Annotated in this window: 16 protein-coding genes; 12 read left to right on the top strand and 4 right to left on the bottom strand. The window is 71.8% G+C overall.

The window, feature by feature from the left end; translation table 11 throughout:
- Positions 1–4 precede the first annotated feature (4 nt).
- The 5 genes from AC1DZA_RS08770 to AC1DZA_RS08750 are packed head-to-tail and all read left to right on the top strand — an operon-like array spanning position 5 to position 3,704.
- Positions 5–772 carry a metal ABC transporter ATP-binding protein gene (locus AC1DZA_RS08770; protein ID WP_476772456.1) on the top strand — a complete coding sequence of 256 codons (768 nt, stop codon included), beginning with the start codon at positions 5–7 and terminating at the stop codon, positions 770–772.
- Positions 773–830: 58 nt separating this feature from the next.
- The gene (locus AC1DZA_RS08765; RefSeq protein WP_476772455.1) at positions 831–1,757 is read left to right on the top strand and encodes a metal ABC transporter permease; all 927 of its coding nucleotides are present in this window, start codon (positions 831–833) and stop codon (positions 1,755–1,757) included.
- The gene (locus AC1DZA_RS08760; protein ID WP_476772454.1) at positions 1,757–2,599 is read left to right on the top strand and encodes a metal ABC transporter permease; all 843 of its coding nucleotides are present in this window, start codon (positions 1,757–1,759) and stop codon (positions 2,597–2,599) included. Before AC1DZA_RS08765 ends, AC1DZA_RS08760 begins: the two co-directional genes overlap by 1 nt.
- Positions 2,596–3,021, top strand: a complete 426-nt coding sequence (locus tag AC1DZA_RS08755; RefSeq protein ID WP_476761094.1) for a Fur family transcriptional regulator — start codon at positions 2,596–2,598, stop codon at positions 3,019–3,021. Before AC1DZA_RS08760 ends, AC1DZA_RS08755 begins: the two co-directional genes overlap by 4 nt.
- A gap of 2 nt (positions 3,022–3,023) precedes the next feature.
- Entirely contained in the window at positions 3,024–3,704 is a 681-nt protein-coding gene (locus AC1DZA_RS08750) for a hypothetical protein (protein WP_476772453.1), read from the top strand.
- Here AC1DZA_RS08750 and AC1DZA_RS08745 read toward each other — a convergent pair.
- Positions 3,701–4,093 (bottom strand): MmcQ/YjbR family DNA-binding protein, encoded by a 393-nt coding sequence (locus AC1DZA_RS08745; protein WP_476761096.1) that lies wholly within the window; start codon positions 4,091–4,093, stop codon positions 3,701–3,703. The two genes, AC1DZA_RS08750 and AC1DZA_RS08745, sit on opposite strands and share 4 nt — an antisense overlap.
- 281 nt (positions 4,094–4,374) lie before the next feature.
- Between AC1DZA_RS08745 and rpmB the strand changes: the two genes are divergently transcribed.
- The 5 genes from rpmB to AC1DZA_RS08720 all read left to right on the top strand — a co-directional run bounded on the left by rpmB (position 4,375) and on the right by AC1DZA_RS08720 (position 7,799).
- Positions 4,375–4,611, top strand: a complete 237-nt coding sequence (gene rpmB / locus AC1DZA_RS08740; protein WP_056727420.1) for a 50S ribosomal protein L28 — start codon at positions 4,375–4,377, stop codon at positions 4,609–4,611.
- A complete protein-coding gene (gene rpmG, locus AC1DZA_RS08735) occupies positions 4,611–4,778 on the top strand; it encodes a 50S ribosomal protein L33 (RefSeq protein WP_021760158.1) in 168 nt (55 codons plus the stop codon). The genes rpmB and rpmG overlap by 1 nt, the downstream gene beginning before the upstream one ends.
- 3 nt (positions 4,779–4,781) lie before the next feature.
- Positions 4,782–5,087, top strand: a complete 306-nt coding sequence (gene rpsN, locus AC1DZA_RS08730) for a 30S ribosomal protein S14 (RefSeq protein ID WP_159601729.1) — start codon at positions 4,782–4,784, stop codon at positions 5,085–5,087.
- Between the two features lie 305 nt (positions 5,088–5,392).
- Positions 5,393–5,680 (top strand): HU family DNA-binding protein, encoded by a 288-nt coding sequence (locus tag AC1DZA_RS08725; RefSeq protein WP_309975872.1) that lies wholly within the window; start codon positions 5,393–5,395, stop codon positions 5,678–5,680.
- Positions 5,681–5,822: 142 nt separating this feature from the next.
- Complete coding sequence (locus AC1DZA_RS08720) at positions 5,823–7,799, top strand: bifunctional copper resistance protein CopD/cytochrome c oxidase assembly protein (protein WP_476772452.1); 1,977 nt, start codon at positions 5,823–5,825, stop codon at positions 7,797–7,799.
- 35 nt (positions 7,800–7,834) lie between these two features.
- Here the strand turns inward: AC1DZA_RS08720 and AC1DZA_RS08715 are convergent, their stop codons facing one another.
- A complete protein-coding gene (locus tag AC1DZA_RS08715) occupies positions 7,835–8,881 on the bottom strand; it encodes a hypothetical protein (protein WP_476772451.1) in 1,047 nt (348 codons plus the stop codon).
- A 187-nt stretch (positions 8,882–9,068) separates the two neighbouring features.
- Here AC1DZA_RS08715 and AC1DZA_RS08710 point away from each other — a divergent pair, with 187 nt between their 5' ends.
- On the top strand, positions 9,069–10,415 hold the full coding sequence (locus tag AC1DZA_RS08710; protein ID WP_476772450.1) for an ATP-dependent DNA helicase: 1,347 nt from the start codon (positions 9,069–9,071) through the stop codon (positions 10,413–10,415).
- A gap of 181 nt (positions 10,416–10,596) precedes the next feature.
- Here AC1DZA_RS08710 and AC1DZA_RS08705 read toward each other — a convergent pair whose 3' ends face one another.
- Both AC1DZA_RS08705 and AC1DZA_RS08700 read right to left on the bottom strand, forming a co-directional pair.
- The gene (locus tag AC1DZA_RS08705; RefSeq protein WP_476772449.1) at positions 10,597–11,172 is read right to left on the bottom strand and encodes a hypothetical protein; all 576 of its coding nucleotides are present in this window, start codon (positions 11,170–11,172) and stop codon (positions 10,597–10,599) included.
- Between the two features lie 11 nt (positions 11,173–11,183).
- Positions 11,184–11,591 (bottom strand): DUF4383 domain-containing protein, encoded by a 408-nt coding sequence (locus AC1DZA_RS08700; RefSeq protein ID WP_476772448.1) that lies wholly within the window; start codon positions 11,589–11,591, stop codon positions 11,184–11,186.
- Positions 11,592–11,785: 194 nt separating this feature from the next.
- Here AC1DZA_RS08700 and AC1DZA_RS08695 point away from each other — a divergent pair, with 194 nt between their 5' ends.
- Positions 11,786–13,072: a serine hydrolase domain-containing protein gene (locus tag AC1DZA_RS08695; RefSeq protein WP_476761102.1), complete on the top strand. Its 1,287-nt coding sequence runs from the start codon at positions 11,786–11,788 to the stop codon at positions 13,070–13,072.
- The last annotated feature ends 10 nt before the right edge of the window (positions 13,073–13,082 follow it).

Genomic DNA, 13,082 nt, shown 5'->3' with positions numbered 1-13,082 from the left:
CCCCATGACCGAGTCGCCCGTGCTGCGCCTGAGGGGTGCCGCCTTCACCCATCCGGGCGGCTCGGGGGTGTCGGGGCTCGAGCTCGACGTCGCCCCCGGCGACGCGGTCGCCCTGATCGGTCCGAACGGCGCGGGCAAGTCGACGCTGCTGAACGGCGTGCTCGGGCTGGTTCCGCTCACCGCGGGGAGCATGCAGATCGCCGGCCCGGGCGAACATGCCCGGAACGGAATGATCGGGTTCCTGCCGCAGTCCACCGAGCTCGACCCCGACTTCCCGATCAGCCTCGAGCAGGTCGTGATGCAGGGCCGGTATCGACGGCTCGGGTTGTTCAGGTGGCCCGGTCGTGCCGATCGGGGCGCGGTGAAGGCCGCCCTCGACGCCGTCGGACTGGGCGAGCTCGCGAAGCGTCCGTTCGGCGAGTTGTCGGGCGGCCAGCGGCAGCGCGGATTGCTCGCCCGGGCGCTGGCGGCCCAGCCCCGGCTCCTGCTGCTCGACGAGCCCTTCAACGGCCTCGACCAGCCCAACCGCGACGCGCTCATCGCCACCATCCGCACGCTGAAGGCCCAGGGCGTGGCGATCCTCGTGTCGACGCACGACCTCGAGCTGGCCCGCGTCGTCTGCGATCGCGTGGTGCTGGTCAACGGCACGCAGCTCGCCTTCGGCCCCGTCGACGACGTGCTCACGCTCGGCAACGTGCAGGAGTGCTTCGAGGGCGTCGAGGTCGAGATCGACGAGCACACGCTGGTCGTGCCCGGCCACGAGGGCCACTGATGCCGCGTTCGGCATATGCACGTGCCGGCGTGCGTGCACGGTGGGGGAGTGGGGCCGCGTGAGCCTCGGGGAGGCGCTGTTCACGGCCTTCACGGTGCCGTTCATGGCTCGAGCGCTCTTCGTCATGCTCGTGCTCGCCATCGTCGCGGGCATCGTCGGTGTGCTCGTCAACCTCCGTGGTCTCGAGTTCATCAGCGACGGGCTGACGCACGCCGTGTTCCCGGGGCTCGCGATCGGCCTGGCGGTGGCGGGCACCGCCGGGCTCCTCCCCGGCGCGGCGATCGCGGCACTCGCCGCGGCGGTGGTGCTCACGCTCCTCGACCGGGCCGGGGTCACCTCGGATGCCGCGATCGCGATCGTGCTGACCGCCGCCTTCAGCGTCGGCGTCATCGTCGTCTCGCGGAGCGACGACTACGCCGGCGAGCTCGAGGCGCTGCTCTTCGGGCGAGTGCTCACGATTCCGCCCGAGGAGGTGGTGCCGCTCATCGGCGTCTGCGCCGTCGCCCTGCTCGCCGTCGCCCTCACCATGAAGCAGCAGCTGTTCCGTGCGTTCGACGCGCGCGGCAGCCTCGCCTCGGGCGACTCCGCCCTGCGCCTCGACCTGCTGCTCAACGGCGCCGTGGCACTCGTCGTGGTGGCCGCCGCGAGCACGGTGGGCACGCTCCTCGTGCTGGCGCTGCTGATCGTCCCCGGTGCTGCCGCCCGGCTGATGACGCGGCGGCTCTGGCTGCTCTTCCCGGCGGCCGCCGTGTTCGGCGCGGTCTGCGCATGGCTCGGCTTGGCCGTGGGATTCGCCGCCTCCGTCGGCGGCGGCGTCGACCTGCCCGCCGGCAGCACGATCGTCGCGGTCTTCGTCGGCGCCTACGCCGTCGTGCTCGTCTGGCGCTGGGTGGCCGATCAGGCGGGCAACCGCCGTCAGGCCGTGACCGGCGCGCCGATCGAGCCTGCGACGGGCGTGTCCACCCCGGCGGGGGAGGAGCGCTGATGGGCTACTTCGAGCGGGCGCTCGTGGCCGCCGTGGTCATCGGCGCCGGTGCGGGCTTCGTCGGTTCCCTCGTGGTGCTGCGCCGGCGCACGTTCTTCGCTCAGGCCCTGACCCACGGCACCTACCCCGGGGCGGTGGCGGCCGCCGCGCTCGGGGTGAGCGTGCCGCTCGGTGCGGCCGCGGCATCCGTCGTGCTCGTGGCCGTGATGTCCGTCATCGCCCGCGTGCGGCGTCAGGGCGCGCAGGTCGCCGCGGGCATCGTGCTGACGGGCGGCTTCGCGGCGGGCGCGATCCTGCAGGCCGTGATCCCCGGACTCCCGGTGCGCGCCGAGTCGCTGCTCGTCGGGTCGATCCTGACGGTGACCGACGCGGATGTCGCGCTCGCGGCATCCGTGGCCCTCATCTCGGTGCTCGCGGTGCTGGCCTTCGGCAAGGAGATCGCGTTCTCGACGTTCGATCCGTCGGGGTTCCGCGCCGCCGGCTATCGCGAGTGGCCCATCGAACTGCTCGTGCTCGGCCTGACCGCCGCGACCGTGGTGAGCGCCCTGCCCGCGGTCGGGGCGATCCTGGCGATCGCGCTCATCGCCGCCCCGGCGGCTGCGGCGCGGCTCGTGGTGCCGACGTACCGCGGCATCCTCTGGACGGCACCGCTCATCGGTGCGGCATCCGGAGTCATCGGCGTGCTCGTGTCGCGCGCGTTCGTGGTGGCGGCCGGGCCCAGCATCGTGATCGCCGCCACCGCCTTCTTCGTGCTCGCGCTGGGCATCTCCAAGCTGCGCGCACTACCGTGGAACCGGGTCGCCATACCCGTGGAGACCGCAGAGGACGCACGCATCGCATGAAGCGCAACACCTGGCAACGCGAAGCCGTTCGCGAGGCCCTCGACGAGACCGAGGGGTTCATCAGCGCGCAGGCGCTGCACTCCTCGCTGCACGCCAACGGCTCGCCGATCGGGCTCGCCACGGTATACCGGGCGCTCGGCGACCTCGCCTCGAACGGCGAGGCCGACTCGCTGCAGTCGCCCGAGGGCGAGGCCCTCTACCGGGCCTGCAGCACGACCGGCCACCATCACCACCTGATCTGCCGCAACTGCGGCCTCACCGTCGAGATCGCGGCCGACGAGGTCGAGACCTGGGCGAAGCGGGTGGCGGCCGAGCACGGGTTCACCGGCGCGGCCCACGTGGTCGACGTGTTCGGGCTGTGCGCGAACTGCACCGTGCTGCTCGGCGGCGGCGCCGGCGCGGGCGCGGCGGACCGGGGCTGACCGTGAGCGCAGCCTCCACCGCCGATCGCGAACCCCTGCGCCTGCGCCACGAGGCGTGGGGCTTCGCGATCGGCTCCCTCTGCTTCATGGCGGGGGCGCTCCCGTTCTACGCCGAACGGGTCGGCGCCGTCTGGGTCGGCATCACGTTCTTCGTCGGATCGCTGTTGTTCACCGCCGCAGGGTTCATCCAGCTCAGCCTCAGCGGCCGCCGCCCGCCGCGCCGGCACACCAATCTCGCCGACCGAGCCGACTGGTGGTCGGCGGCGATCCAGTTCGTCGGCACCCTCTGCTTCAACGTCAGCACTGGTGTCGCGCTCGCCGCCGCCATCGCCAGGCCCGACGTGATCGGCGCGGGGTGGCGCCCCGACGCCTTCGGATCGATCGCCTTCCTCGTGTCGAGCGGGCTCGCCGTGGTCGCCACCCGGCACCGACTGCTCCTCTGGGACCGGAAGGCCCGCACCTGGCACGGCACGTGGCTCAACATGCTCGGCTCGATCGCCTTCGCGGTGTCGGCGGTCGGCGCCTACGTCTCGCCCGTCACCGACGACTTCGTGAGCCTGTTCTGGGCGAACCTCGGCACACTGCTGGGTGCGCTCTGCTTCTTCACCGCCGCCGTGCTGTCGCGCCGCCCGCTCCACCGGCGCGAGCGGGTGCTCGGTCCGGTGCTCGACCGGGGCGCCTAGTCGACGTTGTCGCGCAGGTACTCGCGCACGAGCTTCTCGGGCGCGGCGGCCGCCCAGGCCTCGGCGACGAGTTCCGAGAGCCGGCGCCGCAGGATGCGGTCGAGGTGCACCAGCACCGTGGCGTAGCCGTCGAAGTGCGGCGTGGTGAAGAACACGGTCGGATCCTCCGCGACGAGCGCGAGCTTCACCGCCTCGTCCTCGGTCTTCGCCGCGAGCACGGGGCCGGCCTGTTGGTCGATGCCGAGCGCGACGAGGTCGGCGCGCCGCAGCGGGCGCTCGAGCACGAATGCCTTGCCGCGCACCTTCCACTCGAGGTTCCCGCGCGAGACGTGCTCGCTCGCCTCGGGCAGGCCCAGCGCGAGCTCGCGCACGTCGTCCCACGTCGCCATGCGCGTCAGGCTACGCCTCCGGATGCCGCGGCGCAGCCCCGCGACCGGTGGCGCGGTCGACCAACGCGGCCGCGAGCAGGCCGCGCACGCGGCATCCGCTCGATTCGGCCCGCGATCAGGCCGTCTGGTAGACTCGACGTTTGGCTGGGCACTTCCACTGCCCAGACCGCGACATTCCCACCACGAGAACCGCGAGAAATCGCGGAATTCGGCGTGGGGAACGTCAGCAGACAAGAGACCTTGGGAGGGGCATCCGCCCCTCGGTATTGGAGGAAAGACCAATGGCAGCAGTGTGCCAGGTGACCGGAGCCGTTCCCGGCTTCGGACACAACATCTCGCACTCGCACCGCCGGACGAAGCGCCGCTTCGACCCGAACGTGCAGAAGAAGACGTACTACGTGCCCTCGCTTCGTCGTAACGTCACCCTGAACGTGTCCGCCAAGGGCATCAAGGTGATCGACGCTCGTGGCATCGAGGCCGTCATCAAGGACATCCAGGCTCGTGGGGTGAAGCTCTAATGGCGAAGCAGCAGGACATCCGTCCCATCATCAAGCTCCGTTCGACGGCCGGCACCGGGTACACCTACGTGACCCGCAAGAACCGTCGCAACAACCCCGACCGTCTCGTGCTCAAGAAGTACGACCCCGTGGTGCGCAAGCACGTCGACTTCCGAGAGGAGCGCTAAGACATGGCGAAGAAGAGCAAGATCGCGCGCAACGAGCAGCGCAAGGTGATCGTCGACCGCTACGCGGCGAAGCGCCTCGAACTGAAGAAGGCGCTCGTCGACGAGAACGGCACCGACGAGAGCCGCGAGGCCGCTCGCGTGGGTCTGCAGAAGCTGCCCCGCAACGCGTCGCCGGTTCGCGTCCGTTCGCGTGACGCCATCGACGGCCGCCCCCGTGGCGTGCTCACGAAGTTCGGCGTCTCGCGCGTCCGCTTCCGTGACATGGCCCACCGTGGCGAGATGCCCGGCATCACCAAGTCGAGCTGGTAGGCCACCGAGCCTCACCGCTCCACCGCTTCACCGAGAGGGGCGTCCCGGGTTTCCGGGGCGCCCCTCTCGTCGTCCCCGGCGACGGATGCCGCGTCCGCGCCTGCACCGCGCAAGGGGCCGCCCGCGGCATCCGCTCGGCGACACGCCGGGCCGAAGGTGCCCCAATGGGCTCGAAATCCGCGTCATTCCGGGGATCTCTGCTACATTCGAGGCGGCCCGATCGGCCACGGGGGCGGTTGAACGATCGTTCCCGAGAATTCACAGATAGCTGTACCGAAACAGCGGAAGTCCGAGGAGGACATTCAATGGCTGACAAGTCGCTGAACAAGACCGAGCTCGTCGCGAAGATCGCTGCGTCGACCGGGCAGAGCCAGGCCACCGTCGACGCCGTGCTCGGCGGTCTCTTCGACGCGCTCGCCGAGTCCGTCGGTTCGGACACGAAGGTCTCCATCCCGGGTTGGCTCGCCGTCGAGCGCACCTCGCGTGCCGCTCGCACCGGCCGCAACCCGCAGACGGGCGCGACCATCGACATCCCGGCCGGCCACTCGGTCAAGATCTCGGCGGGCTCGAAGCTCAAGGCTGCCGCCAAGTAGCATCCGAGACTCCCGAAGGGGCATGTGGCCGAGCGCCGCATGCCCCTTCGTGGTTCCAATGCGAGCGGATGCCGCGGGCGCCGGGATGCCGCGGGCGCACGCTCCGGGCGGGCACACGGGAAGCGGCGTCTAGGCTGGTTCGGTGCCCCGCTCCGTCCGCGTGCTCGGCCCCGCCGTGCTCATCCTCGTCGCGCTCCTCGCGACGTTCGCGGGCCTCGCGTACGGCGGCGGCGCCGCGCCGTACCCCATCCAGGATCCAGGTCCGATCGCCCGCTTCGGACTCCCGGTCGCCAAGCTCTTCGTGAACCTCGGCGCCGCGGGCATGATCGGTGCGCTCGTGATGGCGGTGTGGGCGCTCAGCCCGAAGCGGCCCGAGTTCGACCTCGCGCTCGATGTGGCCGCGGCATCCGCTGCCGTGCTCACCGTCGCCAGCGCTGCGACCGGCCTGTTCACGTTCCTCGTGGTGACCGGGGAGCCCCTCGATCTGGGCGAGGCGTTCGGGCAGAAGCTCGGGCAGTTCGTCACGTCGATCGAGCTCGGCGAGGCGTGGCTGACCACCACGCTCGTCGCGGCGGCGGTCACGGTGCTGTGCTTCGCCGTGCGCAACCACACGGCGCTGATCTTCGTCACGGTGCTCGCGGTGACCGCGCTCGTGCCGATGGCGCAGCAGGGGCACGCCGCCGGCGCCGCGGGTCACAACGCCGCGATCGCGGCCCTCGGACTGCACCTCGCGTTCGTCGCCGCGTGGGTCGGCGGCCTGCTCACGATCGTGCTGCTGCGGAACCGCCTCGACGCCGACCGGCTGCCGGTCGTGCTCGCCCGGTACTCGACGGTGGCGCTCATCTGCTTCATCGTGGTGGCCGTCTCGGGCTACACCGGCGCCGCGCTCCGCATCGGCACGTGGGACGAGCTCGGCACCCCCTACGGCGTGCTCGTGCTGGTCAAGGTCGCCGCGCTCATCGCCCTCGGCCTGTTCGGCGCGGTGCAGCGCCGCTTCCTCATCGGCCGGATGTCGCGGCCCGGCGCCTCGCCCGCGCGCGACTTCTGGCTGCTCGTCGTCGTCGAGCTGGCGTTCATGGGGCTCGCGTCGGGTGTCGCCGCGGCGCTCGCCCGCACGGCCACGCCGGTGTCAGAGGATGCGGCCGGCTCGCTCGCCCGCACGCCGGCCGAGATCCTGACCGGCCAGCCGCTGCCGCCGTGGCCCGAGTGGACGCGGTACTTCACCGAGTGGAGCCCCGACCTCATCTGGGTGCTCGCGTGCGGGTTCGGCATCTTCTTCTACCTGGCCGGCGTGTGGCGGCTCCGCAAGCGCGGCGACCACTGGCCGATCTACCGGGCGGTGCTGTGGGTGTGCGGCCTGCTGCTGCTCGCCTACATCACGAGCGGCGGCGTGAGCGTCTACGAGGAGTACCTCTTCTCGGCGCACATGGGCGCGCACATGGCGCTGACCATGGCGGTTCCCGTACTGCTCGTGCCGGGCGCGCCCGTCACGCTCGCGGCGCGGGCGATCCGCCCGAGGAAGGACGGCTCCCGCGGCGGCCGCGAGTGGATCCTGCTCGCGGTGCACTCGAAGTTCGCGTCGATCATCGCCAACCCGCTCGTCGCTGCCGCGCTCTTTGCCGGGTCGCTCTGGGTCTTCTACTACTCGCCGCTGTTCCGGTGGTCCATGGTCGACCACATCGGCCACGAGTGGATGGTGGGGCACTTCCTCATCACCGGCTACCTCTTCGTGCAGTCGCTCATCGGCATCGACCCTGTTCCCTACCGACTGCCCTACCCGTTCCGCCTGGTGCTGCTGCTCGGCACCATGGCCTTCCACGCGTTCTTCGGCCTCGCGATCATGTCGGGCACGGGCCTGCTGCTCGCCGACTGGTACGGCGCGATGGGCTGGGGCACCGATGCGCTCGCCGACCAGCAGATGGGCGGCGGCATCGCGTGGTCGGTGGGCGAGATCCCGACCGTCGCGCTCGCGATCACCGTCGCGGTGCAGTGGTCGCGCAGCGACGAGAAGGAGTCCCGCCGGAGCGACCGGCACGCCGATCGCACGGGCGACGCCGAGCTCGAGGCGTACAACGCGCGGCTCGCGGCCATCGCCCAGCAGGACGCGAACCGCAGCTGACCCGGATGAGCGGATGCCGCGGCATCCGCTCATCGTCACTTCAGCTGGATCGCGATACTGCCGTCGGGCCGGATCGTCGCGCTGAGGGCGAGCAGGAACGGCTCGTCCTCCTCGAACTGCGAGATGTCGCCGTCGAAGAGCGACTGCACCTCGACGGAGATGTGGGCGACGCCCTCGGTCGGCGGCATCTCGAACGCGGTCTCGCCGGCGGTGAGCGTGACCTGCGGACTGGTGACGATGGTCCACACGGGGTCGCCGATGACGCGGTCGTCGATCTCGACGCCGAAGGGGCATCCGGCCGGCTGGAGCACGGCCTGGGTCGTGCACTGCTGCAGGTAGTCGTCGACCTTCACCTGCACGCGCTGCACGAACGTCTCGGTGGGCTCGGAGTCGACGGTGACGGCCGGCCGGCTCGACGGCTCGACGGTGAGCGGCGCGGGCACCGCCTCGAGCAGCGTCGAGGTGTAGCCGAACTCGTAGACCGCGGGGGCGATGGCGAGGTACGGCGCGGTCTGCGTGAACGCCGTGAGCTCGTCACCCGTCTTGTTGGCGCGCGTGTCGAGCGTCAGCGTGCCGACGGTGAAGAGCGGGTTGTGCGCCGCCGTGACGTCGATGACGGCCAGCGGACTGACCGCGAACTCCCAGCGGTTGAGCACCCCGTAGAGCGGCTCGATGGGGCGGACGTCGAATGTCGTCTCCACGATCGCCAGGTCGAGGCGGTAGCTCGCCGTGACCGAGTGCGTGCCGTCGTCGCCCGCGACGTCGCTGAGGATGCGCACGTCCTCGGGCCCGGCCTCGACCACGCCGGAACGGAACATCGCGGTGGAGACGTTCGCGGGCAGGCCGAGCGCGGCGAGCTCGTCGGCGTCGAGTGCGACGCCGGGGGTCGTGGATGCCGCGGCGATGTCGTCGTCGGCGATGGCCTCGAGGTAGCGCTCGACGAAGCTGGACGCGCCGTAGATGGTCTGGTTCAGGGCGCCGAGCGCGGCGAGGAACGCCCCGACGACGAGCACGGCGAGGCCGAGCCACCCCGCGACGGCCGCGAGGGACAAGCGACCCTCGCGCACGACCGAGCTCCCCACCCGCACAGTCTATGTGGGGAGGGCCGCGCGACCCGTCCTCCACCGCAGGGCCCGCGGGCGGTGCTGATCGGACCGTCGGGACCGGTACGCCCGCGGCCGCCCGCCGCGCGGTTACAGTGGGAGCGCGCCCGCTCGGGCGTCGTCGCCGCGAGAGCCGCGCGCGGCATCCGCTCGCCGAAGGCAACCAGTGCAGAACGTCACCCTCACCCGCGAACAGGCCGCGGTGTTCCAGGCCATCGAGGGCACCCGCGAGCACGTGTTCGTCACCGGGCGCGCGGGCACCGGCAAGTCGACCCTGCTGAACCACCTGAACTGGCACACGGCCAAGCAGATCGTGATCTGTGCGCCCACCGGGGTCGCCGCGCTCAACGTGGGCGGGCAGACGATCCACTCCCTGTTCCGCCTGCCGATCGGGGTCATCGCCGACCACGACATCGACCAGAACGACGCGGTGCGCAAGATCCTCAACGCCATGGACACCCTGGTCATCGACGAGGTCTCCATGGTCAACGCCGACCTCATGGACGCGATGGACCGGTCGCTGCGCCAGGCCAGGCAGCGGCCGTTCGAGCCGTTCGGCGGCGCGCAGGTGGTGCTCTTCGGCGACCCCTACCAGCTCGCGCCGGTGCCGGGAAGCGGCGACGAGCGGCGCTACTTCGCCGACACCTACCGGTCGATGTGGTTCTTCGACGCGAAGGTGTGGAACGAGGCCGACCTGCGCATCTACGAGCTGGGCGAGGTGCATCGCCAGCACGACGACGAGTTCAAGGTCATGCTCAACGCCGTGCGGCACGGCGCCGTCACCGCCGAGATCGCCGGCGTGCTCAACGACGTCGGCGCCCGCCGGCCGTTGCCCGAGCAGGGGGCGATCACCCTGGCGACCACGAACGGCACCGTGAACCGCATCAACCACTCGCAGCTGCATCGGCTGCCCGGCCAGTCGATCGCGAACGAGGCCGAGGTGAACGGCGACTTCGGCGGGCGCACGTTCCCCGCCGACGAGCGGCTCGAGCTGAAGCTCGGCGCGCAGGTGATGTTCCTGCGCAATGACACCGCGGTGCGCGGCGACGGCCCTCGCTGGGTGAACGGCACGATCGGCACCGTCACGTCGCTGCAGCGCGAGGTGCGCGTCGACATCGACGGCGAGGAGCACGAGGTCGAGCCGGTCACGTGGGAGAAGTACCGCTACTCATGGGACGCGACGGCCAAGAAGCTGCACCGCGAGATCGTCGCCGAGTTCACCCAGTACCCGCTCCGACTGGCGTGGGCGGTCACCATCCACAAGTCGCAGGGTGCGAGTTACGAGACCGCGATCGTCGACCTCGGCCCCCGCGCGTTCAGCCCCGGCCAGACCTACGTCGCGCTGAGCCGGCTCACGGCGCTCGACGGGCTCTACCTCAGCCGTCCGCTGCGCCCCAGCGACATCATCGTCGACCGTGACGTCGAGCGGTTCATGGCCGGCGCGCTCCGCGAGATCGGGGCGGATGTCGGCGCCACGGACGCGGCGGACGCGGCGGGAGGCGCGGCCGGCTGAGCAGGGGCCGGCCGAGCAAGGGCCGGCTGCGCACAGGCCGGCTGAGCGGAGGCCGGCCGACGGGGGGCGGGGCGACGCGGGATCCTGCTCCCACGCCGCCCCTGGGTGCGACCGGGAGCGTCATCGCCACGCACTCCCGGCCGCGGTCAGTGGGCCGTCGGTGGGCCGTCGGGTGAAACCGTCAATGGTGGTGTGCCGGGTCGGGCGTCGACGACGAGCCCCCACCGCCGTGCTCGCCGTGCGGCACCGCGAGGCGTCCCGCCTCGGTCGCCGCGAGCGCCGGGGTCGCCAGCCCGGCGACGAGCAGCGCCCCCGCCACGAGTCCCACGAGTGACCGGCGGCCGTCGATCGCTGGGCGGCCGGCGGCATCCGGTGCCCCGTTCACCGCGGCACCCGGGCCCATGCCCCGAGCCCGGCGGCGCACGGCCAGCGCGGCGTCGCCGGCGACGACCGCGGCGAACACGGATGCCGCGAGCAGGGGACCGGCCGGGACGCCGGCCGTCCCGGCGAGGCCGGTGCCCACGAGCACGGCGGCACCCACGAGCAGCGCGACCCCGACCCCGAGGGTGGCGCCGGGAAGGACGGGCCGGCCGCGGTGCAGCGAGAGGACGCCCCACGCGAGCGCGGCGACGCCGACGGCTGCGAGGACGCCTCCCGCTGCTCCCCCTGCACCGGCGGAGAGGGCGAGCAGCACGAGGCCGGCGCCGAACGCCGCCAGCATCGGCCACGTTCGCGCCATCGTCGCCAGTGCGGTCATGGCCCGGCTCCCTAGGCCACGGCCACGCGTGCGGAGCGCTCGGCTCCGAGCCCGACGCCGAGCAGCACGATCGCGCTCGCGAGGTGCAGGAAGTGGTCGGCGGTGTTGAGCGCCAGGATGTTGGCCGAGGTGCCGGCCAGGAAGAACCCGACGATGCCGAGCAGCAGGTAGGCGCCGCCCACGATCGAGTTCACGGCCTTCGCGGCGGTGACCCCGACGAAGCCGGCGATCAGCAGGGCGGCCCCGATGAGCAGGTGCGCGACGTTGTGCAGCGGGTTCACCTGGAAGACGCCCAGGAGGAGTCCACCCTCCGTGGCGACGAATCCGACGCCGCCGGTGACGGCGAAGCCGAGCAGGCCGACGAGCACGTAGACCGCGCCGAACACGGTCGCGACGATGCGGTTGGGCGAGTTGCGCATGGGTGTGCCTCCTTCGTGACCCCGGTGGTCGGGGTGCACGGGTGGTTCGCTGCCGCACCCTTCGCGGATTGGAGGCCGGCGTCGGCGGATGCCCCATGCGGCATGATCGTGGCCGCAGATCCTGCCGCGCGGGCACCGAGGCCGCGCTTGCTGTGCGGGTTACAATCAGGTCTGACACAGCAAGGGGGGCTTGCGTGGGTGAACGACAGGGACCATCCCGGCGTCGACGGGGATTCCCCGCCGTCGCCACCGCGGTGGTGCTCGCGTTCGGCCTGAGCGGATGCTTCGGCGCCAGCGTCAGCCCCGTCGCCAAGTTCGACCCGGTCGACGCCCCCCTCGCCGACGACTTGGCCGAGCGGCTCGACGCCGTGCTCGACCAGGCCGTGGCACTCAGCGGGTCGAGCGGCGGCATCGCCGGAGTGTGGGCGCCGTGGGCGGGGGAGTGGACCGGGGCATCCGGCACCGTCGGCTTCGGCGAGAAGGCCGCGGCGGCGAGGGTCGACGACAGCTTCCGGCTCGCCACCGTCACCACCGAGGTCACCTGCACCGTGCTCCTGCGCCTCGTCGATGCCGGCACCGTGCAGCTCGACGACGAAGTGAACCAGTACGTCGACTGGATCCCCTCGCTCGACGGCATCACGCTCGAGCAGCTCTGCCGGGACACGTCGGGCCTCGCCGACTACTATCCCGTGCTGCGGAGCACCTTCATCTCGAACCCTGAGCGGATCTGGCCTCCGAACGAGCTCCTCTCCAACGGCCTCGCCCTCACCCGCGTCGGCCCGCCGGGCGAACAGGTGCGGGAATCGCGCACCGGCATCCTGCTGCTCGCCTTCGCACTCGAGCGGGCGAGCGGGCGATCGTGGGCCGACCTCGCCGCGCAGTACGTCTACGACCCGCTCGACCTGGAGCAGACCCGCATGCCGCAGGCGTCGGTCACCGAGCACGCCGGGGTGCTCGGCGCCTACTCGGCGGCCATCGCGCCGACCGGCGGCCCCGACTGCGCCGTGCTGGTGGACGACTCGACCCAGTCGAGCTCGATGGGGGGCGCGGCGGCCGGCGCGATCTCGACCCTCGAGGACACGCGCACCCTGAGCGAGGCGTTCGCCACGGGGGCGCTCCTCAGTGAGAAGGCCGAGAAGCAGCAGTGGACCACCATCCCGCTCGGCGGCAACGCGCCCGCCTGGCAGTCCGCAGGGATCGGCGGGCTGCAGTACGGGCCGATGCGCGGCACGGCCGGCGAGGTGCCGGGTGCGCTGACCGCGGCGTTCACCGATCCCGACAACGGCCTCACCGTCGTGGTCGCCCTCAACAACTCGACGCCCGGGCCTGATTTCGTGCGCGAGACCGCGTTCGCCCTGGCCTCCATCGCGTCGAAGGCGGATGCCGCGGAGGGGCGCAAGCGGCCGCTCACCGAGCTGCCGTGGTCGGTCGACCAGGCCACGGCCAACATGCAGGCGCTCGGCATCTGCCCGAAGGCCTGACGAAGGAGGC

It is taken from the genome of Agromyces sp. P2_B3, from assembly GCF_056404815.1.
This window is presented reverse-complemented; position numbering and strand designations above follow the sequence as displayed.